Annotated in this window: 23 protein-coding genes; 22 read left to right on the top strand and 1 reads right to left on the bottom strand. The window is 46.7% G+C overall.

Annotated elements, in window-relative coordinates; all coding sequences use genetic code 11:
* Positions 1 to 59 precede the first annotated feature (59 nt).
* The 8 genes from nrdD to NSB25_RS03955 all read left to right on the top strand — a co-directional run bounded on the left by nrdD (position 60) and on the right by NSB25_RS03955 (position 10,413).
* Complete coding sequence (nrdD, locus tag NSB25_RS03990; RefSeq protein ID WP_103238108.1) at positions 60 to 2,186, top strand: anaerobic ribonucleoside-triphosphate reductase; 2,127 nt, start codon at positions 60 to 62, stop codon at positions 2,184 to 2,186.
* A complete protein-coding gene (nrdG, locus tag NSB25_RS03985; protein WP_103238109.1) occupies positions 2,183 to 2,740 on the top strand; it encodes an anaerobic ribonucleoside-triphosphate reductase activating protein in 558 nt (185 codons plus the stop codon). The genes nrdD and nrdG overlap by 4 nt, the downstream gene beginning before the upstream one ends.
* Before the next feature lie 165 nt (positions 2,741 to 2,905).
* Positions 2,906 to 3,253 (top strand): metal-sensing transcriptional repressor, encoded by a 348-nt coding sequence (locus NSB25_RS03980; protein WP_103238240.1) that lies wholly within the window; start codon positions 2,906 to 2,908, stop codon positions 3,251 to 3,253.
* A gap of 70 nt (positions 3,254 to 3,323) precedes the next feature.
* Positions 3,324 to 6,083 carry a heavy metal translocating P-type ATPase gene (locus NSB25_RS03975; protein ID WP_103238241.1) on the top strand — a complete coding sequence of 920 codons (2,760 nt, stop codon included), beginning with the start codon at positions 3,324 to 3,326 and terminating at the stop codon, positions 6,081 to 6,083.
* Between the two features lie 181 nt (positions 6,084 to 6,264).
* Positions 6,265 to 7,437 carry a MotA/TolQ/ExbB proton channel family protein gene (locus NSB25_RS03970; protein ID WP_103238110.1) on the top strand — a complete coding sequence of 391 codons (1,173 nt, stop codon included), beginning with the start codon at positions 6,265 to 6,267 and terminating at the stop codon, positions 7,435 to 7,437.
* Complete coding sequence (locus tag NSB25_RS03965; RefSeq protein ID WP_103238111.1) at positions 7,421 to 8,356, top strand: OmpA family protein; 936 nt, start codon at positions 7,421 to 7,423, stop codon at positions 8,354 to 8,356. The genes NSB25_RS03970 and NSB25_RS03965 overlap by 17 nt, the downstream gene beginning before the upstream one ends.
* Positions 8,357 to 8,375: 19 nt before the next feature.
* Positions 8,376 to 9,887 carry a type I restriction-modification system subunit M gene (locus NSB25_RS03960; RefSeq protein ID WP_103238112.1) on the top strand — a complete coding sequence of 504 codons (1,512 nt, stop codon included), beginning with the start codon at positions 8,376 to 8,378 and terminating at the stop codon, positions 9,885 to 9,887.
* Positions 9,877 to 10,413, top strand: a complete 537-nt coding sequence (locus tag NSB25_RS03955) for a restriction endonuclease subunit S (RefSeq protein WP_103238113.1) — start codon at positions 9,877 to 9,879, stop codon at positions 10,411 to 10,413. Before NSB25_RS03960 ends, NSB25_RS03955 begins: the two co-directional genes overlap by 11 nt.
* Here the strand turns inward: NSB25_RS03955 and NSB25_RS03950 are convergent.
* Complete coding sequence (locus NSB25_RS03950) at positions 10,410 to 10,868, bottom strand: restriction endonuclease subunit S (RefSeq protein WP_103238114.1); 459 nt, start codon at positions 10,866 to 10,868, stop codon at positions 10,410 to 10,412. The genes NSB25_RS03955 and NSB25_RS03950 overlap by 4 nt on opposite strands.
* A 224-nt stretch (positions 10,869 to 11,092) precedes the next feature.
* Between NSB25_RS03950 and NSB25_RS03945 the strand changes: the two genes are divergently transcribed.
* The 14 genes from NSB25_RS03945 to NSB25_RS03880 all read left to right on the top strand — a co-directional run bounded on the left by NSB25_RS03945 (position 11,093) and on the right by NSB25_RS03880 (position 26,161).
* The gene (locus NSB25_RS03945) at positions 11,093 to 11,314 is read left to right on the top strand and encodes a DUF3791 domain-containing protein (protein ID WP_103238115.1); all 222 of its coding nucleotides are present in this window, start codon (positions 11,093 to 11,095) and stop codon (positions 11,312 to 11,314) included.
* On the top strand, positions 11,311 to 11,820 hold the full coding sequence (locus NSB25_RS03940; protein ID WP_103238116.1) for a DUF3990 domain-containing protein: 510 nt from the start codon (positions 11,311 to 11,313) through the stop codon (positions 11,818 to 11,820). Before NSB25_RS03945 ends, NSB25_RS03940 begins: the two co-directional genes overlap by 4 nt.
* Complete coding sequence (locus NSB25_RS03935; RefSeq protein WP_103238117.1) at positions 11,817 to 12,047, top strand: hypothetical protein; 231 nt, start codon at positions 11,817 to 11,819, stop codon at positions 12,045 to 12,047. The genes NSB25_RS03940 and NSB25_RS03935 overlap by 4 nt, the downstream gene beginning before the upstream one ends.
* Before the next feature lie 221 nt (positions 12,048 to 12,268).
* A complete protein-coding gene (gene xerA, locus NSB25_RS03930) occupies positions 12,269 to 13,261 on the top strand; it encodes a site-specific tyrosine recombinase/integron integrase (protein WP_103238118.1) in 993 nt (330 codons plus the stop codon).
* 12 nt (positions 13,262 to 13,273) lie between these two features.
* Positions 13,274 to 14,434 carry a restriction endonuclease subunit S gene (locus NSB25_RS03925; protein ID WP_103238119.1) on the top strand — a complete coding sequence of 387 codons (1,161 nt, stop codon included), beginning with the start codon at positions 13,274 to 13,276 and terminating at the stop codon, positions 14,432 to 14,434.
* Between the two features lie 59 nt (positions 14,435 to 14,493).
* A complete protein-coding gene (locus NSB25_RS03920; RefSeq protein WP_103238120.1) occupies positions 14,494 to 14,688 on the top strand; it encodes a hypothetical protein in 195 nt (64 codons plus the stop codon).
* Positions 14,675 to 15,259 carry a zeta toxin family protein gene (locus tag NSB25_RS03915; RefSeq protein ID WP_103238121.1) on the top strand — a complete coding sequence of 195 codons (585 nt, stop codon included), beginning with the start codon at positions 14,675 to 14,677 and terminating at the stop codon, positions 15,257 to 15,259. The genes NSB25_RS03920 and NSB25_RS03915 overlap by 14 nt, the downstream gene beginning before the upstream one ends.
* Positions 15,260 to 15,316: 57 nt before the next feature.
* Complete coding sequence (locus NSB25_RS03910; RefSeq protein ID WP_103238122.1) at positions 15,317 to 18,433, top strand: type I restriction endonuclease subunit R; 3,117 nt, start codon at positions 15,317 to 15,319, stop codon at positions 18,431 to 18,433.
* 64 nt (positions 18,434 to 18,497) lie between these two features.
* Positions 18,498 to 19,034: a GNAT family N-acetyltransferase gene (locus tag NSB25_RS03905; RefSeq protein WP_103238123.1), complete on the top strand. Its 537-nt coding sequence runs from the start codon at positions 18,498 to 18,500 to the stop codon at positions 19,032 to 19,034.
* A 259-nt stretch (positions 19,035 to 19,293) separates the two neighbouring features.
* Positions 19,294 to 21,873: an ATP-dependent chaperone ClpB gene (gene clpB, locus NSB25_RS03900; protein ID WP_103238125.1), complete on the top strand. Its 2,580-nt coding sequence runs from the start codon at positions 19,294 to 19,296 to the stop codon at positions 21,871 to 21,873.
* A 273-nt stretch (positions 21,874 to 22,146) separates the two neighbouring features.
* On the top strand, positions 22,147 to 23,238 hold the full coding sequence (locus NSB25_RS03895; RefSeq protein WP_103238126.1) for an LCP family protein: 1,092 nt from the start codon (positions 22,147 to 22,149) through the stop codon (positions 23,236 to 23,238).
* 85 nt (positions 23,239 to 23,323) lie between these two features.
* Positions 23,324 to 23,497 carry a DUF4250 domain-containing protein gene (locus tag NSB25_RS03890; RefSeq protein ID WP_103238127.1) on the top strand — a complete coding sequence of 58 codons (174 nt, stop codon included), beginning with the start codon at positions 23,324 to 23,326 and terminating at the stop codon, positions 23,495 to 23,497.
* Positions 23,498 to 23,630: 133 nt separating this feature from the next.
* Complete coding sequence (locus tag NSB25_RS03885; protein ID WP_103238128.1) at positions 23,631 to 24,878, top strand: 6-phosphofructokinase; 1,248 nt, start codon at positions 23,631 to 23,633, stop codon at positions 24,876 to 24,878.
* Between the two features lie 164 nt (positions 24,879 to 25,042).
* Positions 25,043 to 26,161: a metallophosphoesterase gene (locus NSB25_RS03880; protein WP_103238129.1), complete on the top strand. Its 1,119-nt coding sequence runs from the start codon at positions 25,043 to 25,045 to the stop codon at positions 26,159 to 26,161.
* The last annotated feature ends 32 nt before the right edge of the window (positions 26,162 to 26,193 follow it).

Here is a 26,193-nt window from a genome sequence, read left to right as displayed (position 1 = left end):
GCTCTTTTATATGGGCAGGTCCGCGTCTGAAATGCTGTTGCAGAAAGGTATGATTTTATATGAGAATTCAGAAACGGGACGGGCGTGTGGTGGCCTATGAGGAGGAGAAGATTGTCTCCGCCATCCAGAAGGCGAATAACGAAGTGGAAGAAAAGGACAGGGCCGGAAATCCTCTGGTGGAGGAAATTCTGGAAGCTGTGAAAGAGGAAGGGAAGGACCTGCAGGCTGTGGAGCATGTGCAGGATATCATCGAGCAGCATCTGGTGCAGAACAACAAGTATGTCCTCGCCAAAAAATATATTGTATATCGTTATCAGAGAAGCCTGATGCGCAAATCCAATACCACGGATGAGTCTATTTTGAAACTGATACGCAATGAGAACAAAGAGCTGGCAGAAGAAAATTCCAACAAGAATACCCGTCTTGCCTCCACCCAGCGGGATTATATTGCAGGGGAGGTATCCCGGGATGTGACCAGGCGCATGCTGCTTCCGGAGCACCTTTCTCTGGCCCATGACAACGGTGTGTTCCATTTTCATGATGCGGATTATTTCATTCAGCCCATTTTCAACTGCTGTCTGATTAATATTAAGGACATGCTGGATAACGGTACCTCCATCAACGGGAAAATGATTGAGTCTCCCAAAAGTTTTCAGGTGGCCTGTACGGTGACCACACAGATTATCGCGGCGGTGGCAAGCAATCAGTACGGCGGCCAGTCCGTGAACGTGAAGCATCTGGGCAAATACCTGCGCAGGAGCAGAGAAAAGTTCCAGGCTCAGCTGGAGGAGGAATTCGGCACATCTCTGGATGAGGAAATGAAGAATCGAATTGTGGAGCTGCGCCTGCAGGATGAGCTGCGTTCAGGTGTACAGACCATACAGTACCAGATTAATACGCTGATGACCACCAACGGGCAGTCTCCCTTTGTGACACTGTTCCTTCACATAGACGATGAGGACGCGTATGTGGAAGAGACGGTGCGCATTATCGTGGAGATCTTGAATCAGCGCATTCAGGGGACGAAGAATGAGAAGGGGATATATGTGACACCTGCATTCCCGAAGCTGGTGTATGTGCTGGACGAGAACAATTGTCTGAAGGGCGGAAAGTATGATTATGTGACCCGGCTGGCTGCGAAATGTTCTGCAAAAAGAATGTATCCTGACTATATCTCCGCGAAGAAGATGCGGGAGAATTATGAGGGAAATGTATTCTCCTGTATGGGCTGCCGCTCCTTTCTCTCCCCCTGGAAGGATGAAGCGGGGAATTATAAGTGGGAGGGCCGCTTTAATCAGGGGGTGGTCAGCCTGAATCTGCCGCAGATCGGCATTGTGTCGGAGGGAAACGAGGAGCTTTTCTGGCGGAGACTGGACGAGCGCCTGGACTTATGCCGGGAGGCATTGATGTGCAGACATAAGGCCCTGCTGGGGACGCTTTCCGATGTCAGTCCCATTCACTGGCAGTACGGCGCCATTGCCCGGCTGAAAAAGGGAGAAAAAATAGACAGACTGCTGAAGAACGGCTATTCCACCATGTCTCTGGGGTATATCGGCCTGTATGAGCTGACCTGGCTGATGAAAGGATGCAGCCATACGGAGCCTAAGGGGAAGGAATTTGCGCTGAGAGTGATGGATCACCTGAAGGAGGCAGCGGCCAGATGGCGGCAGGAGACCGGAATCGGGTTCAGCCTGTACGGCACCCCGGCGGAGACGCTGTGCTACCGCTTTGCAAGGATAGACAGAGAAAAATACGGAGACATTCCCAATGTGACGGACAAGGGATATTATACCAATTCCTACCACGTGGATGTACGGGAACCCATAGATGCATTTACGAAATTTACCTTTGAGAGTGAGTTCCAGAATAAATCCCTGGGAGGTGCCATTTCCTATGTGGAGATTCCCAGCCTGCTGAACAATGTGGAGGCAGTGGAAGAACTGATACGTTTCATCTACGACAATATTCAGTACGGTGAGTTCAACACGAAATCAGATTACTGCCATGTGTGCGGTTATGACGGGGAGATTCTGATCAATGAGGATAATGAGTGGGAATGCCCCCAGTGCCACAATAAGAACCATTCCAAAATGAATGTGACCAGGCGCACGTGCGGCTATCTGGGAGAAAATTTCTGGAACACCGGCAAGACAAAGGAAATCAAATCCAGGGTGCTGCATCTATGAAGTATGCGAGTATCAAAAAGACAGATGTGGCCAACGGACCGGGCATCCGGGTATCCCTTTTCGTCAGCGGCTGTACTCACAAGTGTAAAGGGTGCTTTAACAGCGAGGCCTGGGACTTCAACTATGGCAGAGACTACAGCCGGGAGACGGAGGCGGAAATCCTGCAGGCCCTTGCACCGGACTATATCAGAGGGCTGAGCATTCTGGGCGGGGAACCCATGGAACCGGAGAACAGAGAGACGGTGCTGGCCTTGCTGAAAGCGGTGCGGAAGCAGTATCCCGGCAAGGATATCTGGTGCTATACAGGGTATGATTATGAGAAGGATCTGCTGGTCTGGGCGGGAGGAGGCTCCTGGGGAGGAACGGAATCTGCGGAGGATGGAACTGTCCGGGAGTTGCTGGACTGTATTGACGTGCTTGTGGACGGAGAGTTTGTGGAAGAACGAAAGAACCTGAGACTGGCTTTTCGCGGGTCGGATAATCAGCGGCTGATTGCCGTGGGAGAATCTCTGCGGCAGGGAAGGGTTGTGTGCCTGCCGGACAAAAGTTTCTGAATATTTTTGAAATCTGTCGTGAAAATAATTGTGAGAACACTTGACAAATACCCTGTGGGGGTATATTCTGTAGTTGTAATACAGATACCCCTACAGGGTATTTGCGTTACAGAAAAGGGCAAAATGTCTTCCAGTTTGGCGGAAAGACATGGAAAGGATAGAAAAATGACGGAAGGGAATACTACAAAAAATGACTGTAACATACCAGATGGCGGGGAAAATTGCTGTGGCTGTCATCGGAAGGCCACACCCAGAACGGAAAAAGAGCTGAAGCTGTTGAAAAATCGGCTGAACCGCATTACAGGTCAGCTGAATGGGATCGGGAAGATGCTGGAAGAAAATCGTTATTGCGGAGATATTCTTACGCAGCTGGCAGCGGCGGAAAGTGCGCTGCAGTCTTTCGGTTATCTGATTCTGCAGGAACATATGGAGAGCTGTGTGGTGGAGGAAATCGGGAAAGGAAATCTGGCCGTGGTGGGGGAGGCAGTTGCGCTGATGAAGAAACTGAAGTAACGGATGGAAAGTGTGGATTTCCGCAGGGGTGTGGAGAAGAACGGAATTTTTGAGGAAAAAGGAGAGTGTGATGAAGGAGCGTTTTCATATATCTGGTATGACCTGTTCAGCGTGTTCCTCCCATGTGGAGAAGGCGGTGAACAAACTGACAGGCGTGGAGAAGGCATCAGTGAATCTGCTGACAGAGACTATGGAAGTCAGCTACGACGAGAAGATGCTTGAGGGACAGGACATTGCTGCGGCGGTGGAGAGAGCGGGATACGGGGCAGAACGGATTGTCGGTGGTTCCCCGCACAGGTCCGGAGAAAGCGTAAGGCGCCGGGAGCCTGCAGGTTCCTCCTGCAGGGACGGGGCCTGTGACTTGAGTAATTTACCGGAAGCAGGAAAGGAAAGCGGAAAGCGGCCGGGACGTACCGGCGGTCGGAACAGCCTGCAGAAGAAGGCGGAGGAAGAGGGGAGAGCCATGAAATGGCGGCTGGGTATTTCTGTTGCCTTTTTGCTGCCGCTGATGTATGTGGCCATGTATCATATGTATAATGAATGGTTCGGACTGCCCATTCCCGGATTTGTACACAGATATCTGCATGGGGGTGAGAATGCCGTCACCTTTGCCATGACACAGCTGTTGCTGCTGCTGCCAATTGTCTATATGAACCGGAAATTTTTCACCGTGGGATTCAGGACACTGGGACATTTCAGCCCCAATATGGACAGTCTGATTGCTCTGGGAGCTTCCGCTGCCATTGTTTACGGTATTTTTGCCCTGTATCGGATCAGCTATGGACTGGGACATGGAGATATGGCTCTGGTGGAACAGTACTCCCAGGATTTGTACTTTGAATCCGCGGGTATGATACTGACTCTGGTCACGGTGGGAAAGTACCTGGAGAGCCGTTCAAAGGGGAAGACAGGCGAAGCCATTACCAAACTGATGGATTTGTCACCCCGGACGGCGATTCTGCTCACTGAGGACGGAACAGAGATGGAGATTCCCACGGAAGAGCTGCGGGCGGGAGACATTTTCCTTGTGAAGCCGGGAAGTCTGGTTCCCGTGGACGGCACTGTGCTGGAAGGAAGTTCCAGCGTGGATGAGGCGGCCATAACCGGGGAGAGTGTGCCGGTGGAGAAGCAGGAGGGCGACCGTGTGGTGTCTGCTACTGTGAACAAGGCCGGATTTTTAAAATGCAGAGCGGACAGAGTGGGAGAGGATACCACCTTGTCGCAGATCATTCGGCTGGTGGAGGAGGCCAGTGCCAGCAAGGCGCCCATTGCCCAGCTGGCGGATAAAGTGGCGGGTGTCTTCGTCCCTGTGGTCATCTGTATCGCGCTGGTGACCCTGGCTGCCTGGCTTCTGGCGGGAGCCGGCGGGGAATTTGCCATTTCCACGGCAATTGCAGTACTGGTGATTTCCTGTCCCTGTGCCCTGGGGCTGGCCACGCCGGTGGCGATTATGGTGGGAACAGGTGTGGGAGCCGGGCATGGCATTCTCATCAAATCCGGCGAGGCCCTGCAGCAGGCCAGAGAGACGGATACAGTTGTCATGGATAAGACGGGCACCATCACTGCAGGCAGACTGAAATGCATGCAGGTGGATGTCTGTGTGGAGGATATGTCCGCGGAGACGCTGATACAGATCGCGGCAGCTCTGGAGAAAAAAAGCGAACATCCTCTGGCTGAAGCAGTAGTGGAACATGCGAAGTCTCTGAATCTGTCCATACCGGAAATCAGAGAATTCACAGCTGTGTTCGGCAGAGGCGTGGAAGGCGTATTGACAGAGGATATTCCGCCCCGGCGTATGATTCCGGAGGAAGCGGGGGTGAAGGCCGGAAAGCGGTATTTTGTGGGGAACCAGGCCTATCTGGAGAGCATTGGAATTGTTCTGGACAAAGTGGCACTACAGAAAATTGCCGCTCTTGCGGACGAGGGAATGACGCCTCTCCTGGCAGCAGAAAAGGGAAGGTTTCTGGGGATTATCGGCGTAGCAGACGAAGTGAAATCCAGTTCCCGGGAAGCTATCCGCAGATTTAAGGAGATGGGGATTCATGTGGTGATGCTCACAGGGGACAACAGGCGGACGGCAGAGGCGGTGCGCAAACGACTGGACATTGAAGAAGTGGTGGCGGAAGTGCTTCCGCAGGATAAGGAGAAGAAGATACGACAGCTGCGGGAAAAAGGACATAAAGTGGCTATGATCGGCGACGGCATCAACGATGCGCCTGCGCTGGCGGCAGCCGATGTGGGGATGGCCATCGGCGCGGGAACGGATGTGGCCATGGAGAGTGCGGACATTATATTGATGAAAAGCGATTTGCGGGATGCTGTCACCGCAGTCCGCCTGAGCAGAGCGGTTATCCGGAATATCAGGCAAAATCTGTTCTGGGCCTTTTTTTATAACGTGATAGGTATTCCCCTGGCGGCCGGAGTGTGGTATCCTATATTTGGAATCAAGCTGAATCCCATGTTCGGCGCTGCGGCCATGAGCCTGAGCAGCGTGTTCGTGGTGGGCAATGCCCTGCGGCTGAAAGGATTCAGAAGCGGATTTCAGTCCGGGCAGGGCGAAGCCGACGGGGAGAAGACAGACAGCATGACAATGCATGCGGAAAGGAAGGAAACTATGAAGAAAATAATCACAATTGAAGGAATGATGTGCGGACACTGCACAGGGAGAGTACAGAAGGCTCTGGAAGCTGTGGAAGGTGTAGGCGCCGTGACCATGAGCCTGGAAACTAAAACCGCCGAGGTGGAACTGAATGGGGAGGTCGCTGATGAGACACTGACCGCGGCAGTGACCGGGGCCGGATATGAGGTGACAGGTGTTGAGGTAAAGTAAGGTAAGAATGGAATGTATAGCGGTTCTGATTTCAGTGAAGCGTTATTCATGACAATGGAAGATTTGTGAAATTTATTGTTGAAAAGCAGTAATGACCGGCGGACTTTTTCCGGGGAGGAGCTTTGCGCTGTGAAGTTCCGGCCCGGAGAAAGTCTTAGTCTGTTGAGAATGAGAGGAACCAATGAAAAGCAGATTATATTATGGATTATTTATTGTCTATGCCGTTATGGTTGCATTTATCATGTATATCAACGGTGTGTTCACAGGAGAAGTCACATCCCGCAGCAACCTGATAATCAACGGGGCTTTCCTGGGGATTATCGGCATATTGTTTGTGATGTCGGCGGCAAGCTTCATGCGTCTGAACCGGCTTACGGATGAGCTGGAGGATGCCGCGGATGATTTGCGGGAAGAGTATAAAAAGGCGGGAAACCGAAATATCTGGACCGCGTTGGCGGAGGATAAAACCTTTTTTGAGGACAGGAATCTAAAGAGTGCATTTGGGCAGTTTCTGGCGAGAGTCGGAAACGGGAAGAAGAGAAAACAATACGCGGGAAACTGTGATATCGAGGATTATATTAACGAAGAACTTCTGGAGAGAGTGGGCAGCAGTCATTTCAATTCTGCCATTTCCGGGACTATGACGGGACTGGGAATCCTGGGAACCTTTATCGGGCTGTCTCTGGGGCTGGGATCCTTTAATGGGGAGGATATATATACCATTTCAGACAATGTGGGGCCGCTGCTGTCAGGAATGAAGGTGGCTTTTCACACTTCGGTGTATGGTATTATTTTTTCCCTGATCTTTAATTTTGTCTATCGAAGTATCATGGCGGATGCCTATGGGAAGCTGGAACATTTTCTGCGTGTTTTCAGGGAGTGTGCCATGCCGCCCGCACCGGCCTCGGGAGATGAGAATACCGCGGCCATGCTGGTATATCAGGCAAACCTTGCTAATTCCATGAAGGAGCTTCTGGAGCTGGCAAAAGGAGAAGCAAAGCAGCAGTCAGATACTCTGGAGCGGATGGCGCATTCGTTCCTGGAGCAGCTGCAGTCAGTTATGGGTACCGAATTTAAAGAGCTGGGCATTACACTGAAGCTGGCCGCTCAGAACCAGGCCGCCAATGCGGAGAACAATAAAGCACTTCTGGACGCGGTTCAGACGCTCACGGACTCTCACCACGGTCTGCAGGAGACGATGGCTCATATGATGGAGAGGCAGGAGCTGCTTGCGGGAGAACTGGGAGGTCAGAGAGAGAAACTTGAGACAGTGTGCGCTGAAATCAGCCAGGATGTGAGCAATCAGCTGTATACTTTTCAACAGATGAGGACTGTGTATGAAGACAAAAAATAAAAGAAAAAACAGGGAGGCATTCGCAGAACACAGCTACTGGCAGTCCTACTCGGACATGATGGCGGCACTGCTGCTGATATTTGTGCTGATTATCGCCATTACGCTGGCGATTTACAAGCAGAAAACCGTGGATTTGGAACAGTCTCAGAACAGTCTGGGCATTGCCAGACAGGAATTGGAGGATGCCAGAAAGGACCTGGAGGATTATCGTGCTGCCATAGAGGAATCCAACAGAGAGCTGGCCAGCTCTCTGGCAGAGCTGCAGCAGGCTTATGCCAACGCGGCGCTGACCGAGGATGAACTGAACAAGGCCTATCTGGAAATCGAAAATGCCAGAAACGAACTGACGGCCACCCAGCAGGAGCTGGAAAATATTGTGGGTATCAGAACAGATATCATCGGCGCTCTGCAGTCAGCCTTTAACAATTCGGCCATGAGCGTGGACGCCCAGACAGGTTCCATCACATTTTCTTCCGATGTGCTGTTCCGTTACGGCAGTGCGGCTCTGACCACCGACAGCCAGGCGACTCTGCGGGAAATCATCCCCATGTATCTGGATGTGCTGATGCAGGACCGCTTCCGGGACTATATAGCGGAAATCATCATTGAGGGACATACCGATACGGACGGAAGCTATGAGATGAATATGGAACTGTCCTATGACAGAGCCTATTCCGTGGCGAAGTTCTGTATGGATTCCCGAAACGGCCTCAGCGAGGAAAAAATTGAACAGCTCCGAGGTATTCTCACGGTGAACGGCCGTTCTTACAGCCAGCCTGTCTATGTGAAGGATGCCCAGGGCAATCCTACCGACCAGGTGGACATGGAGGCCTCCAGACGTGTGGAAATCAAGTTCCGACTGAAGGAGGACGAGATGATTGAGAAGATCGCGGAAGTGCTGAAGCAGCAGGAGGAGTGAACGGGAAACGGAGGCTGATATGACAGGGACTACCAACATCGGGTTTGAAGAAAAGTTGTGGCAGGCTGCAGATAAGTTGCGCTCTAATATAGACCCGGCAGAATATAAACATGTGGTTTTAGGGCTGATATTCCTGAAATATGTTTCAGATTCTTTTGAAGAAAAGTATCGTGTTCTGCGGGAAGAAGGATACGGGGATGAAGAGGACAGGGATGAGTATCTTGCGGACAACATTTTCTGGGTACCAAAAGACGCAAGATGGTCAGAGATCCAAAAGCATGCTGCCAGTGCGGATATAGGAACTGTAATTGATCATGCAATGGATGAGATAGAAAATGAAAACAGTTCCTTAAAAGGAGTTTTGACCAGGAATTATGCAAGAGCGGAACTCGATAAAACACGTTTGGGTGAACTGGTGACTTTGTTCACAAACGTAGAAGTAGGGTCAGCAGCGGCACAGGAAAGAGATGTTCTGGGGCGTGTATATGAGTATTTTTTGAGTAAATTTGCAAGCGCAGAAGGTAAACTGGGAGGCGAATTTTATACACCATCCTGTATTGTAAGGACTTTGGTGGAAATGATTGAGCCTTTTGAAGGACAGATTTTCGATCCGGCTTGTGGAAGCGGTGGCATGTTTTGCCAGTCAGCCAGATTTGTAAGAGAACATCAGGGGAATGTACGGGATATTTCTATTTTTGGCCAGGAGAGTAATCCAACCACATGGAAACTGGCTAAAATGAATCTGGCGATCCGGCAGTTGGAGGCAAATCTCGGGAAACACAATGCGGATTCCTTTCATGATGATCAGCATAAGAACCTGAAAGCAAATTATATTTTGGCAAATCCGCCCTTCAATGTGTCAGATTGGGGTGGGGAGCGCCTGCGGGATGATGTAAGGTGGAAATATGGGGCTCCTCCGGTTGGCAATGCCAACTTTGCATGGCTGCAGCATATGCTTCATCACCTGAGTCCGGCAGGCGGAGTATGTGGAACAGTACTGGCAAATGGTTCCCTGAGCTCTAATACATCCAATGAGGGAAATATCAGAAAAAATATGATTATTGATGATGTAGTGGAATGTATTGTTGCAATGCCGGGGCAGCTGTTCTATTCCACTGGAATTCCGGTATCTCTTTGGATTATGCGGAAAGGAAAGACGGAGCATGCAAAAAATAAGGTACTTTTCATAGATGCAAGAAAATGGGGACATATGATAGACCGAAAAGTGCGGGAACTGTCAGAAGAAGATATCAGGAAGATTGCAGATACATATCAGAATTGGAGAGGTGGAAAAGAATATGCAGATATAAAGGGTTTTTGTAAAGAAGCAACAATAGAAGAAATAGAGGGACAGGACTATATATTAACGCCGGGAAGATATGTTGGCATAGAAGAACAGGAAGAGGAAGGTGAGCCATTTGAAGTAAAGATGCAGCGACTGACTTCTGAATTGTCGGAGCTGTTTAAAGAATCTGCCAGACTTCAGGAGAAAATAAGAGAAAAGTTAGGGGCAATAGGGTATGAAATATAATTCATATATGCTTCAGGAGGTGTGTGACTTTATTGATTATCGTGGGAAAACGCCGATAAAAACGAAAAGCGGGGTACCATTGGTTACTGCAAAAATAATAAAAAATGGAAGGATTATGAAGCCTCAGGAATTTATCGCAGAAAATAAATACGATGAGTGGATGCGTCGGGGAATTCCACAAAAAGGGGATATTGTTTTTACAACAGAGGCTCCTTTGGGTGAAGTGGCGGAAATTAAGACAGACGGAAAACTTGCTTTCGCACAAAGAGTAATTATATTGGAACCGAGAAAAGAATATTTGAATAATCATTATTTACTGTATGCTTTACAAGATAAAGTGCTTAAAGAACGAATTGCGGCAAGAGCCTCAGGAACTACTGTTACAGGGATCAAAGCAGCAGAGCTAAAAAAGATTTTTATTGACTTACCTTCTATAGACATACAGAAAAAAGTAGCAGATATATTATATTCATTAGATGAGAAAATAGCTTTGAATATTGCAATAAACGATAATTTAGCGGCTTAAAGCTGGATGTTGGAAACATCAATCTCGCCGGACATGAGTTTGGGTAGAAGAGTATCGCGCAGTTCTGCCAACCTCGTGTTTTCGAAGGAGTTATAACGCATTTGTAGAAACATCGGTGTTACCGTTTCTCTAAATGTCGCTAGACTCTGCTCATCCAATTTAGGGAGTTGGAACTGTCCTATTGTTTCAGCGGAAACACGTTGCCTTCCGCTGCTACCATTCATGTTTTTGACTGCATAATCGACAAATGCAGGGTAACGAGCCAGACAGTATAGCATCTCAGGGGGCACACCGTATCTGGGTGCAAGGACAATATATTCTGTCGAGCCAAACGCAACCTCATCTTTATCAAGAAAGTCAATGAAAGCAGTCTTGCCGTTTTCAAGACATGGGGTAATACGTGCTAAAAGAGTATCACCATTAGCAAAACGCATTCCGCCGTTATAGGGCTTCATGTCCCATCCTGAAGGAAACGCTCCGCTTGTTGATAACTGACTCATATCAATGCTTCGGGCAATCTGACTCTTTGGCAATACGCGTCTGGGGTTGAGATATGCGTAATCAGATACTGTGCAGACGTCATTGTCAGCATCAATCATGAACTTGTCAAAAAGAGCAAATGCTTGTTGCTCTAAATTATCGTTTATTATACTGTGCTCATTTTTGAGGGAGGTATGTTATGAGGGAAGAAAAGAAACAAATAAATTATGTCGTAGTATGTGTCAATGAATTTGCTAACAAACACAATTTAACAGTGAAAGAGGCGTTTCAATTTCTTTTTAAACATAAAGCAATAGAGTTTTTAAAGGAAAACTATGATATAGAGCATACACTTTCTTTAGAGGATACTCTTAGCGATATGCTTATGATCTGTAAAAAGAATGGAGGAATGTTACTATGATGTTATATCATGGAACTAATATTGATATTCAGTCAATTGATCTGGCATCATGCCGTCCATATAAGGATTTTGGAAGAGGTTTTTACACTACAGATCTTCTGGAACAGGCACAGAAAATGGCAAAGCGTGTTTCGAGGATTTATGGTGGGAATCCGATTGTGAATCTGTATGAGATAGATGATAATTACATGAAAAACAAGGAGTTAAAAATAATAAATTTTGGTACAATTCCGTCAGAAAAATGGGCCGTGTTTGTGATGAATAATCGGAATAGGACATTCATAGATTTTAAAAGTCTTGATTGCAATTTTGACTATAAATATGATATCGTGGTTGGGCCGATTGCGGATGATGATATGGCAATTCTTTTTCGGCAGTATCAAAATAACTTGATTTCACTACAGGCTTTGCTTAATGGAATGACCTATCAGAAAACAACAAGTCAGTATTCTTTTCATACAGAAAAAGCAGTTAGTCTTTTAAAGAAAGTTGGTGTGTTACAATGACGAGACAGGAACAGTTAATAGAATATAATATTCAGGATATCATAGAATATATTGTTCAGGATTTCAGGATTGAGTATGACCAGGCAATGCAGATTTTCTATAATTCGCAGACGTTTGACAAGCTTATGGATATTGAGACTGGATTATATCTGGAAAGTTCTGCATATGTATATGGAATATTTCAAAATGAGAGAAATTTTGGAAATCTAATTCAGACAGAAATATGATAGGGGCAACCCTCGTGGGTGGTAGGAAATAAAGATGAGATTTTCCTTTTTCTGGTGAAAAATGAAAAAGCAAATTATTGCTGACGAATAATTGAAATGGGTACAATATAGTACAAATAGTTACTACTGAGAGGATTAATGAATAATCTCCTATCAATGGCAGGAGCTAAATTTAGTAAGAACAGCCATTGCTTAGTCGTTCTTTAAGAAGGAGGGCGACTATGAAACAGAAATTAATTAATAATATTACACAGGGCATGTTGAAATTTCTGAACAACTCACAACTTCTGCAGTTGCAAAAAATATTGGAATGTGAAATGGCACATGTGGAAGTTACTGATTGCAAACAGTCAGAAGAAGTAATTATGCATAATAATGATAAGTTGATGACAGCTTTTATTTCTTCCAAACGAGTGGAAGGATGCTCGGAAAAATCGTTGAAATATTATACTGCGACAATTGAAACAATGTTCCGAGATATAGAAAAGAAAATACAGGAAGTTACTACTGATGATATACGTGCCTATCTGACAAAATATCAGAATGAGAAAAAAGCGAGCCGGGTTACGATTGATAATATCCGCAGAATTTTATCCAGTTATTTTTCATGGCTTGAAGATGAAGATTATATTTTGAAAAGCCCTGTGCGCCGGATACATAAAGTGAAAGCAGCAACTACAGTTAAAGAAACTTATACGGATGAATCTTTGGAAAGAATGCGTGACAATTGCAGTAATGTTCGAGATTTAGCACTGATTGACATGTTAGCTTCCACTGGAATGCGAGTGGGAGAATTGGTACTCCTTAACCGGGAAGACATAAATTTTGCAGAGAGAGAATGTATTGTGTTTGGTAAAGGGGATAAGGAACGAATCGTGTATTTTGATGCAAGAACAAAAATTCATTTACAAAACTATCTGAAATACCGTAAAGATACGAATGATGCATTGTTTGTGTCTTTAAAGGCTCCATATGAAAGATTGAAAATTGGTGGAATAGAAGTCAGGCTGCGAGAAATGGGTAAGAGATTGGGGATACAAAAGATGCATCCACACAAATTCAGACGAACATTAGCTACTATTGCAATTGATAAAGGTATGCCTATAGAACAACTACAAAGGTTGTTGGGACATCAGAGAATTGACACTACATTGAAATATGCGATGGTTAAGCAAAGTAATGTAAAAATGGCGCATAAGAAATACATTGGATGAGGGGATTAGTACATGACTGAATGGAAAAAATGTCTAATATCTGATATAGGGACTGTTGTTGGGGGAGGTACTCCATCTACTGAAAAACGAGAAAATTATGATGGAGGAACTATTCCCTGGATTACACCCAAAGACCTTTCGAATATTAGGGGAAGATACATTAGCAGAGGAAAACGCAATATCACAGAAGAAGGTTTAAACAACTGTTCGGCACAAATGATGCCGAAAAATACAGTATTATTCTCCTCGAGGGCACCTATTGGATATATTGCTATCGCAGGAGGTCCGGTCTGTACAAACCAGGGATTCAAAAGTATTGTGCCAAATGAGGATATAGATTCTTTGTTTTTATACTATCTCTTAAAGCACAAAAGAGATGATATCGAACGTATGGGAAGCGGTACAACCTTTAAAGAAGTATCAGGAAACATTATGAAAAACATTCAAGTATGTATTCCCACATTAAAAAAGGACCAACAAAAAATTGCATCTGTACTTGGTGCATTGGATGATGAAATCGAAGAGAACATGCTGATAAACGATAATTTAGAGCAGCAAGCACAGGCGATTTACGCCAATATGTTTATCCAAGATGCCTCCAATCAGCGAATTGAAGGAGTCCTTTCTGATGTGGCAGACATCACTATGGGACAGTCTCCTAAAGGCGATACCTATAATGAGAATGGAGTCGGCACCGTTTTCTTCCAAGGAAGAGGTGAATTTGGATTCAGATTCCCGACACGCCACCTATTCACGACTGATCCTAAGCGTATGGCTCAATCAAACGATGTTCTTATGAGCGTTCGTGCGCCTGTTGGCGATTTTAATGTTGCCTATGAACCTTGTTGTATAGGTCGCGGTCTTGGAGCCATTCGTTCGAAGGATAACCACCAGTCATTCATACTATACACAGTTTTCTCTCTTAGAAAAAAGCTGGATATGTTTAATGGCGAGGGAACCGTTTTCGGTTCTATCAATCGGGATGCGTTGAAATCCATACCGATTATCATTCCTACAAAAGAAGAAATGGATCAGTTTGAGGAAATTGTTGCACCTATGGATGCTTCCATTCGCAATAACTACGAGGAAATATGCCGTCTTGAAACCATCCGTGACAGCGTACTTCCGCGATTGATGTCTGGCGAACTGGACGTCTCTGCACTTGACATCTAAGCCGCTAAATTATCGTTTATATGTATAACATATACAAGATTCAGAAAGGAGATTAACCAATGACGATTCTAAATGAATTGGATTCCACCTGCGGACTCTCTGATGAGGAGTTAACGATAAGATTCAAGGAATCTATAAGGATTGATAATGAAGTAAGAAAGATAAAGGGTTTGCCTGTCGCAGGATATGACGATGAAACCCAGAAGGCGTACCTTGAATATCCGGATGGGAGGCGCGAGTATGTCGGAAAATGATGTGGTAAGGCTTCCGGAAGTCATTGTATTTGCCGGTCCAAATGGAAGTGGCAAATCAACAATCACCCGAATGGCAAAGATTCGAGGCGAGTATATAAATGCAGACGATATAAAAAGGACTACATTATGCACGGATATGGAAGCAGCTGTAAAAGCGGAAGAATTAAGGGAACGCATGATAGTGGACAGAAAAGATTTTACATTTGAGACTGTGTTGTCTACTGACAGGAATCTGCTGTTATTGCAAAGAGCGAAAGAAAAGGGATATTTTATCAGGGGAATTTATGTTTTAACATGCACTGCAGATATTAATGTTGCAAGAGTGAATGCGAGAGAAGCGCTGGGAGGGCATAGTGTTCCGGAAGAAAAAATCAGATCAAGATATGATAAGGCGCTTGCTCTGATTCCAAGGTTCGTCAGAATTTGCGATATTCTGCATATATATGATAATACACAGGAGCCGTTCAGAATATTTAAGAAACGCAAAGACGTATATTGTTGTTTGAGTAATCAATATTGGAGTGATGATGATATTAAAAAATTAAGTGGAATTGCGGAATTTGTAAATTAATTCACAGGCATATTTCTTGACATATGGCAAAGAAAGACGAAAGAAGGACGCGATATCATGCCAATTAATGAAAACACTCTGGAACAAGCGGTAATTGCACAGCTACAGGGAAATGGTTATGAATATCTCTATGGCCCTGACATTGACCGGGATTACCATGAAGTAATTTTGAAGGATTACTTTGAGACTGCCATGTATAAAATTAACCCCAAAATCACTGTGGATATTGTAGGGGAAGCGTATAAAACGATTAGGAACCTTGGTTTGCTTAAGTTAGAGGATATGAATGCGGCTTTTCATAAATATCTGATTGAGGGCGTTCCCGTCAATTATCGTGTAAGTGGGGAGCTACGTACTTATACGGTAAAGTTGATTGATTTTGCAGAACCAGAAAGAAATGAATTTTATGTCGTCAATCAATATACCGTGATTGAGTATAAGAATAAGAGACCGGATGTTCTGGTATTTGTGAATGGTATTCCGTTGGTATTGTTTGAACTGAAAAATATTACAAATGAAGAGATTACGATTGAAAACGCATATAAGCAGGTCAAAAACTACCAAATGGATATTCCCTCTTTGTTTTATTACAATGCTTTTAATGTAATCAGCGACGGCCTGGATACCCGCATGGGGACAATCACGTCAGATTTTACCCGTTATATGGTGTGGAAATCGGAAAATGGAGAAAAACCGGAAGAGGGAGGACTTAACTATTTTTCGGTTCTTTTGAATGGTGTATTTCCCAAAGCAAGGCTTTTGGATTTGATACGGAATTTTATTGTTTTCCAGAATAGTAAGGGCAGGACAATCAAAATCATTGCCGGGTATCATCAGTACTTTGCGGTGAGAAAAGCAGTGGAGCGTACAAGGAATGCCCTGGAGGAACACAGTAGGAAGGTCGGGGTAGTGTGGCATACCCAGGGCAGTGGGAAGAGTCTGTCCATGGTGTTTTATACAGGCTGTATTGTCAGCAATCCGGAATTTAATAATCCTACTATTGTAGTGTTGACGGACAGGAATGATCTGGATAACCAGCTTTTTGGTTCGTTTGTTTCCAGTTCCAAGCTGTTGTTGCGGCAGACACCGAAGCAGGCAAGAAGCCGGGAGCATCTGAAAGAGTTGTTACGGGTAAAGGCTGGGGGTATTATTTTTACCACGATTCAAAAATTTGAGGAAAGCAGTGAAGTATTGAGTGAGCGGAGCAATATCATATTTATGGCAGATGAGGCGCACCGTTCTCAATATGGCCTGGATGGGAAGCTGGACAGGGAAACAGGTGAGTGGAAATATGGCATGGCAAAGTATATGAGGGATTCTTTGCCGAACGCCACATTTATCGGATTTACCGGGACACCCATTGATTTTGATGACAGGTCAACGGTGGAGGTCTTTGGGGAATATATTGATATTTATGATATGACGCAGGCGGTAGAGGATGGGGCAACGGTTCCGATTTATTATGAAAACCGTACTGCGAAGATAAAGCTGAATGAAGAACTGCTGAAAAAGATAGATGCGGAATATGAAAAAATGGCAGGTGAAGCGTCAGAGACGGCGATTGAAAAATCAAAGTCAGACTTGTCTACCATTGAGGCAATTATAGGCTCTAAGGAAAGATTGTCTCTTTTGGCGGATGATATGATTGCCCATTATGAAGACAGACAGTATGTGCTTACGGGCAAAGCTATGATTGTGTGTATGAGCCGGCGGATTGCTATCAATCTTTATCGGATTATTCTGGAAAAGCGGCCGGAATGGAAACAGAAAGTGAAGGTGGTTTTGACATCCAGCAATCAGGATGATGAGGACTGGCATGATATTATTGGGAACAAAGCGTATCGGGATGGTCTTATGCTGGAATTTAAGGATGATACCAGTGAGTTTAAAATTGCAATTGTGGTGGATATGTGGCTGACGGGTTTTGATGTTCCATCTATGGCGACTATGTATATTGATAAGCCGATGAAGGGGCATAATCTGATGCAGGCAATCGCCCGTGTCAACCGCGTGTATAAGGATAAAGAGGCAGGCCTGGTTGTTGATTACATAGGTATGGCGGCAGAGCTTAGGAGTGCGTTAAGCCAGTATACCAAACGTGACCAGGATAAGATCCCAGATTTGGGACAGGCATTGTCTATAGCGATAGAGAAGCTGGAAATTATGCGGGATATGTTCTACGGATTTGATTATTCTGATTTTTTTGGAGTAGACGATTCGGTGCGTCTTGCTGTGATAGCAAACGGGGTTAATTTTGCCCTTGGGATGGAAGAGGACGAACAGAAAAGTTTTATTCGGGAGGCTACGGCCCTTAGTCAGGCGGAAACGCTTTGCCGAAGTATGCTTGAAACCAGGTTAAAGCAGGAGATTGAGTTTTTTAAATGTGTAAAGGCTGGAATCTGCAAGACCGCTGGACGGATGGGGATTACGACCAATGAGATAAATGCAAGGATTATGAAATTGTTGGAGCAGGCGATTGAGCAGGATGGCGTTTATAATATTTTTGCGGAGGCGGGGAAAAAGAATCCGGAGATTTCGATTTTATCGGAGGAATATATGGAGAAGATCCGCAGGATGAAGCACAAGAATATTGCTGCAGAGATGCTGCGAAAACTATTGGAGGATAATATCCGTGTATTTGCAAGGACCGGGGTTGTGAAATCACAGCTTTTTTCGGAGAAGATGCAGAAATTATTAAAGATGTACAATAACAGACTGATTACCAGTGCGGAGGTGATTGAGGAATTATTGAATCTGTCAAAAGAGATGACAGAGGCTTATAAGGCTGGGGATGAAAAGGGATTGTCTGTGGAGGAACTGGCTTTTTATGATGCGTTGGTGTCAGATCCCGAAGTTCTTAGAAAGATGCAGGATAAGGTTTTGGTGGAAATGGCGCAAGAATTGACGGAATTGATCCGTAAGAGCAGGACGGTTGACTGGGATAAGAAGGAGTCTGCCCGTGCTTATATGAGGACGCAGGTGAAGCATCTTTTGAGGAAATATAAATATCCGCCGGAGAAAGCCAGGGGTGCTGTTGATATTGTGATTAAACAGGCAGAATTGATGAGCAGCAATATTGAGACTGGTGTAGTGAATTATGATTTTCATTCGGGAGATAATTCTCTAATGGTAGCGGAAGAAACAACTCCATATCATGTAAATGAAAAATTGTGATTCGCAGTGTGTGGTTTGGAACAATAGTACTTATAGTTAAATATCACAAAGGCAGGAGGACAAGATGGCTGAGAAGCGTGGGGAGATAACCAGGATTCTTGAGACAGAGCGGTTATATCTGAGGGAACTGAACCAGACGGATTTCAATGCGCTGTGCAAAATTCTGCAGGAGGAAGAAACCATGTACGCCTATGAGGGGGCCTTCAGTGACGGGGAAGTACAGGAGTGGCTTGACAGGCAGCTTTCCCGATATCAGAAATGGAATTTCGGCTTATGGGCGGTGATTTTAAAAGAAACCGATGAGCTGATAGGCCAGTGCGGGCTTACCATGCAGCCCTGGAAGGATGCGGAGGTTCTTGAAATCGGTTATCTCTTCAACAGGGCCTGCTGGCATAAAGGATATGCCACAGAAGCTGCCAGAGCCTGCAAAAAGTACGCATTTGAGACTTTAAAGGCAGAGGAGGTCTGTTCCATTATCAGAGATACGAATACGGCTTCGCAAAAGGTTGCACTTAGAAATGGCATGATGATGACAGATACCTGGACAAAATACTACAAAGGTGTGGAAATGCCACATAGCCGTTATGTTGCACGGCGCTGACATCCTTCACTGCTGTTCCCATGTTCCCGGCGGACAGGGCTATGAGGCCCACAAAGGCGGACCGGGACGGAACGATATTGCAGACACTGCCAGCGGCCCGTTTACCGGCCATTAAGTGCGATGGATATTTTATAAAAGTTTATACTTATTTTATTGATTTTGAAAAAAATAGTGTTATATTAGTTATAGAACAGAAAAACACAACAGATTCAGTGGTAAAGAACTAAGAAAATGCGGGGCATGCGGAGGAGGCATCTTTATGAATATACAGAAATTTACGCAGAAGTCGATGCAGGCCGTGGAGGGCTGTGAAAAGCTGGCCTATGAATACGGGAATCAGGAGATTGAGCAGGAGCATCTGCTGTACAGCCTGCTGACCGTCGAGGACAGTCTGATTCTGAAGCTGATCGAGAAGATGGAGATTCAGAAGGAACATTTTGTAAACCGCGCGGAGCAGGCGCTGGCGAAGCGGACAAAAGTGCAGGGCGGCAAGGTCTATGTGGGACAGGACCTGAACAAAGCGCTGGTGGGCGCAGAGGACGAGGCGAAGCAGCTGGGAGATGAATATGTGTCTGTGGAGCACCTCTTTCTGGCCATGATTAAGAATCCCAACCGGGAGATTGCCCGGATCTGGAAGGAGTACGGGATTACCAGAGAGCGTTTCCTGCAGGCACTTTCCACAGTCAGAGGGAATCAGCGGGTGACCAGCGACAACCCGGAGGCTACCTATGACACACTGGAAAAATACGGGCAGGAGCTGGTGGAGAAGGCGAAGAATCAGAAGCTGGATCCTGTCATCGGCAGAGATACGGAGATCAGAAATGTAATCCGTATCCTTTCCCGGAAGACGAAGAACAACCCGGTGCTGATCGGCGAGCCCGGCGTGGGCAAGACAGCGGTGGTGGAAGGACTTGCCCAGAGAATTGTGAGGGGAGATGTTCCCCAGGGACTGAAGGATAAGAAAATATTTGCGCTGGACATGGGCGCCCTGGTGGCAGGGGCCAAGTACCGGGGCGAATTCGAGGAGCGTCTCAAGGCTGTGCTGGAGGATGTGAAGAACAGCGACGGACAGATTATTCTGTTCATTGACGAGCTGCATACCATCGTGGGCGCGGGCAAGACTGACGGTGCTCTGGATGCGGGAAATATGCTGAAGCCTATGCTGGCCAGAGGTGAGCTGCACTGCATCGGTGCCACGACTCTGGACGAGTACAGACAGTATATTGAAAAAGACGCCGCTCTGGAGAGACGTTTTCAGCCTGTGATGGTGGATGAGCCCACTGTGGAGGATACCATTTCCATCCTGCGGGGGATCAAGGAGCGCTATGAGGTCTATCACGGTGTGAAGATTATGGACAATGCGCTGGTAAGTGCGGCAGTGCTGTCCAATCGTTATATCTCGGACCGTTTCCTTCCGGATAAGGCAATCGATCTGGTGGATGAAGCCTGTGCTCTGATTAAGACTGAGCTGGACAGTATGCCCACGGAGCTGGACGAGCTGCAGCGGAAAATCATGCAGATGGAGATTGAGGAAGCCGCTTTGAAGAAGGAGGATGACCGTCTGAGCCAGGAACGCCTGGAGGACCTTCAGAGAGAGCTGGCGGAACAGAAGGAAAGCTTCGCATCCAGAAAGGCACAGTGGGATAACGAGAAGGCCTCTGTGGATAAGCTGTCCAGATTAAGAGAAGAGATAGATGCTGTGAACAGCGAGATTCAGATTGCTCAGATGGAGGGGAATCTGGAGAAAGCGGCGGAATTAAGCTATGGCAGGCTGCCTGCCCTGAAAAAGCAGCTGGAGCATGAGGAACAGACGGGGGCTGCAGACAGATCCCTGGTCCGTGAGAAAGTTTCGGAGGAAGAGATCGCAAGAATCATTTCCAGATGGACAGGAATTCCCGTGGCGAAACTGACTGAAAGCGAGCGGAACAAGACATTGCACCTGGATGAAGAACTGCATAAAAGGGTAATCGGTCAGGATGAGGGCGTCACAAAAGTGACAGAAGCCATCATTCGCTCCAAAGCAGGAATCAAGGACCCTTCCAAACCCATCGGCTCTTTCCTGTTCCTGGGACCTACCGGCGTGGGGAAAACGGAGCTGGCAAAATCGCTGGCAGCTGCGCTTTTTGACGATGAGAACAATATGGTGCGTATTGACATGAGCGAATATATGGAGAAATATTCTGTGTCAAGGCTCATCGGAGCGCCTCCCGGATATGTGGGATATGAAGAGGGAGGTCAGCTCACCGAGGCAGTGCGCAGGAAGCCTTACAGTGTGGTGCTTTTCGATGAGATAGAGAAGGCCCATCCGGATGTGTTCAACGTGCTCTTACAGGTGCTGGACGACGGAAGGATTACGGATTCCCAGGGCAGGACGGTGGACTTTAAGAATACCATTCTGATCATGACCTCCAATATCGGCGCCGGTTTCCTGCTGGAGGGGATCGGACCCGACGGCCAGATCAGCGGGCAGGCGGAAAATGCGGTAATGAATGAGCTGCGCGGCCATTTCCGGCCGGAATTCCTGAACAGGCTGGATGAGACCATTCTCTTCAAACCGCTGACCAGGGAAAATATCGGCGGAATCGTGGACCTGATTATCGCCGACCTGAACAGCAGGCTGGAGGACAGAGATCTGAAGCTGGAGCTGACAGAGGAGGCTGCGGACTTTATCGTGGAGAATGCGTATGACCCCGTATATGGTGCCCGCCCTCTGAAACGGTATATTCAGAAGCATGTGGAGACGCTGACAGCCAGACTGATCCTTTCGGATGGTGTACAGTCCGGAGATACTGTGCTGATTGACCTGGAAGACGGGAAGCTGACTGCAGGGACTGCCTGATGTAAGCCTGCAGATGGAGAACTGGCGGCCAGAATGAGCTGAGCTTTCTGCCACAGCCGGAGACGGCTGCGGCGGAAGGCTTTTTCTCATATGGAATTCCGGATTTGGAAGTTTTCTTCATTATCTTTTAAGAAAAACACAAAAAGCGCTTCATAAATTCCTAAGAAATGATCTTTATAGTAGAAAGAAAGGCGGTCCCTGTTTCGTATGCTTTGTCAGAATGAAACGGGTATATAAAGGGGCTGTCGGGAAGACGAAAAGGAGAAGGAATTTATGGGAACAAACGGGAAGATGAGCGGAAAGCAGAAAATGAAGGTGATTCTCTTTGCTGTGGAAACGGTGATAATTCTGGGGATGCTGGCGGCATTGTATATGGTGATGAACAAAGCTTCGGAAGGGCCGAAGATAGCGAAACTGGACCCGCAGACGCTGGAAATTCATGAGGAGGTGCAGCAGCTGACACAGGAGGGAGGCACCATGCAGGGCTATATGAACATCGCTCTGTTTGGCCTGGATGCGGAGAAAGAAAGCGAGCTATACAAGAACAGCCGCAGTGACGTGATTATGATTGCAAGCATCAATCTGGACACAGGAGATATCAAGCTGGTCAGCGTATACCGGGATACATATCTTTTCCTGGGACCGTTTCAGGGACATGATGAATATTACTGGAAATGCAATTCGGCTTATTTCAACGGCGGGGCAGAACAGGCTGTGAAGATGCTGAATATGAACCTTGATATGGATATCACTGATTTTGTGGCAGTGAGCTACAAGGGACTGAGAGATGTGATTGACGGACTGGGGGGAATTTATGTGGACGTGGACGAAGTAGAGCTGCTGCATATCAACAATTATCAGATCGGAATTGCCCATGCGTTAAAATGTGATTATGTTCCGGTTTCAGAGCCGGGCTACCAGCTTCTGGACGGCATGCAGGCTGCTGCATACTGCCGGATTCGGCAGACCAAAGGAGATGACTTTAAACGTACCGCACGCCAGCGGGAAGTTCTTCGGGCCATTGAGGAACGGGCAAAGGAGACCGATCTGGCAACATTGACGAAAGTATTCAATGACTGTATCGGTAATATTTACACCAGCCTGGATTCCGGCGACATTCTGGATCTGCTGGCGAATATCGCCAATTATCGGATAACGGAGGAAGCGGGATTTCCTGATGAGTCCCTGAGAGCTACCGGCAATATCGGGGCAAAGGGGGACTGTGTGATTCCGAAGAGCCTGGAAGAAAATGTGAAATGGCTGCACCAATTCCTGTTCGGAGACGAAAATTACAGTGTCACGGACAAGGTGAAGGAATATGACAAACGAATCGAGGAAGATACCTCCAAATACCTGAGAAAATAAATTTAGAAAGAGGAACTGGAAAACAGCAGGCGGGAGAAATGGGAACTGTACAGCTGCCTGCGGAACTGGAATAGGAGAATAAATTATGCTGCCGAAGGACCCGGTTATGTTACTGAGTTTTGTGAATATGAAGCTGCGGGATTTTTACAGCAGTCTGGATGCTCTGTGTGAGGAGATGGAAGTAAGAGAGGAAGAGATTACAGCCAGGCTTTCAGGTATCGGATATCATTATGACAGAGAGCGGAATCAGTTTGTATAGCATGGGAAATATTTTCATTTTGTATTGTATTTTGGCTGTTTTTTTGTTATTATTTATCAGATAGAAGTTTTTAGCGAATGCATTTCGATGGTTCGAAGTGTAAATTTATATTTTAGTTTTGGAGGATATGGTAATGGCAAAGAAACGCAACATTATTGTAGGCCAGTCAGGTGGCCCTACAGCTGTGATTAATTCCAGCCTGGCAGGGGTATACAAGACTGCAAAAGAAAGAGGATTCCATAAAGTATATGGAATGCTTCACGGTGTTCAGGGCTTTCTGGACGAGCAGTATGTGGACTTATCCACACAGATTCATTCCGATATCGACATAGAGCTGCTGAAGCGTACCCCGTCGGCTTTTCTGGGATCCTGCCGGTACAAGCTGCCGGAAATTCATGAGAATCCCGAAATTTATCAGAAGCTTTTCGAGATTATGGAAAAGCTGAATATCGAAGCTTTCATTTACATTGGCGGCAACGATTCTATGGACACTATCAAGAAGCTGTCCGATTATGCGATTATCAAGGGTCATACCCAGAAGTTCCTTGGGGTGCCCAAAACCATCGATAATGACCTGGCTCTCACGGATCACACTCCGGGATTTGGAAGTGCTGCGAAATACATTGCGGCTTCTACCAAAGAAGTAATCCGGGATGCTCTGGGCCTGAATTATAAGAAGGAATCCATCACCGTGATTGAGATCATGGGCCGCAATGCCGGATGGCTGACGGGTGCCACCGCGCTTGCCCGCACGGAAGAGTGTGAGGGACCGGATGCGATTTATCTGCCCGAGGTTGTGTTTGATATCGAGAAGTTCCTGAAGAATACCAGGGAACTGTTGAAAAAGAAGAATTCTGTGGTGATCGCTGTGTCAGAGGGAATCAAGATCGCCGACGGCAGATATGTCTGTGAGCTGTCAGGCGGTTCGGATTATGTAGATGCTTTCGGCCATAAGCAGCTTCAGGGTACCGCTGCCTATCTGGCGAACTTCCTGGGTGCTGAAATCGGCTGCAAGACCCGCAGTATTGAGTTCTCCACCCTGCAGAGAAGCGCTTCCCATATGGCTTCCCGGGTGGATGTGGACGAGGCATTCATGGTTGGAGGCGCTGCCGTAAAGGCTGCCGACGAAGGTGATTCCGGGAAAATGGTGGTTATCGATCGTCTTTCCGATGACCCTTATCAGAGCAATGCCGGAATTTACGACGTACACAGAATTGCCAATCATGAGAAGCTGGTTCCCCGTTCCTGGGTGAATAAGGACGGCGATTATGTGACGGATGAATTTATCAATTATATTGAGCCGCTGATTCACGGGGATTATCAGCCGTTTATGGTAAATGGTCTTCCTCAGCATCTGGTGCTCAAGAGGAAGCAAAAATAATTCTATATTTTGTGTTATAAATGAAAAGAGATTCGGCCTTTGTTGATGCTGTACTTCCCAGGATGGTGCGGAAGTACCGTCTGCAAAGGCCGATATTTCTGAGAAAGAATAGTCAGGTAATGTTTCGGCCTGAATATTTCTGAGGAGAAAAAGAGGAGAAAAAGATGTGGGCATTTATTTTGGGAGGACTGTTTCTTGGGACAGTTCTGGGTATTCTGTACCTGGCAGGCAGGTTTGCTAAATTTTCCTGGGTGCGGAAAACGGTCGGAGAGAGAAAAGTATTCAGATTTCTGACAGGTCTTGTTCTGGTCATTGTGATTGCCGGCATTACAGGGAAAGCCATGGGGGCCATCAATGCGGAAATCTGTATCCTGCATCTGCTGGTAATCTGGCTGATCTGTGATGGAATCAGCAAGCTTGTGGAAAAGAAGCGGAAAAAGAGCTTTACAAGGTATTATGCGGGAATTGCTGCAATTCTAATTACCATTGTGTATCTGACCTGCGGATGGTATCTGGCTCATCACGTGTGGAGGACAGAATATGTGCTGGAGACAGAGAAGCAGGTGGGGAGTCTGCGTATCGTACAGTTTGCAGATTCTCATGTGGGGAATACTTTCAGCGGAGAGGAATTTCTGGAGCTTGTGAAAGACATGCAGGCGGAAGATCCGGATATCGTGGTGGTGACAGGGGATTATGTGGATGATGATACCACGAGAGAGGATATGGTTGCCGCATGTGCAGCGCTGGGAACACTGGAGACTGCCTATGGTGTCTATTATGCTTTCGGAAATCATGATAAAGGATATTATGGTGCGGAATATCGTGGTTACAGCGGAATGGACCTGATTGCGGAACTGGAGAAGAACAATGTGATTGTCCTGCAGGATGAAGTGGTATTATTGGGAGAGGACTTCTACCTGATCGGAAGACAGGACCGCTCGGAAGACATGATGGGGAGACCCAGGGCCTCCATGGAAGAATTGACAGCTGATTTGGATCCGGCCAGGTACAGTATTGTCCTGGACCATCAGCCCCACGACTTTGATGCCCAGGAGGAGGCTGGAGTGGATCTGGTACTGTGCGGCCATACCCACGGCGGTCAATTGTTTCCCTTTCACCGTATGGGGCAGTGGACAGGAACGGATGATAAAAGCTATGGTCTGGAGACGAGAGGCAGTACCAGTTTTATTGTGACATCCGGTATCTCTGACTGGGCGATTCAGTTTAAGACCGGATGCAAGTCGGAATATGTGGTGGTCGATGTGCAGGGCGCAGCCAGGTGAACACTGGATCCGGGAATTGCCCGGGGCACAGA

Origin of the sequence: Acetatifactor muris (genome assembly GCF_024623325.1) — a bacterium.
Classification (GTDB): domain Bacteria; phylum Bacillota; class Clostridia; order Lachnospirales; family Lachnospiraceae; genus Acetatifactor; species Acetatifactor muris.
This window is presented reverse-complemented; position numbering and strand designations above follow the sequence as displayed.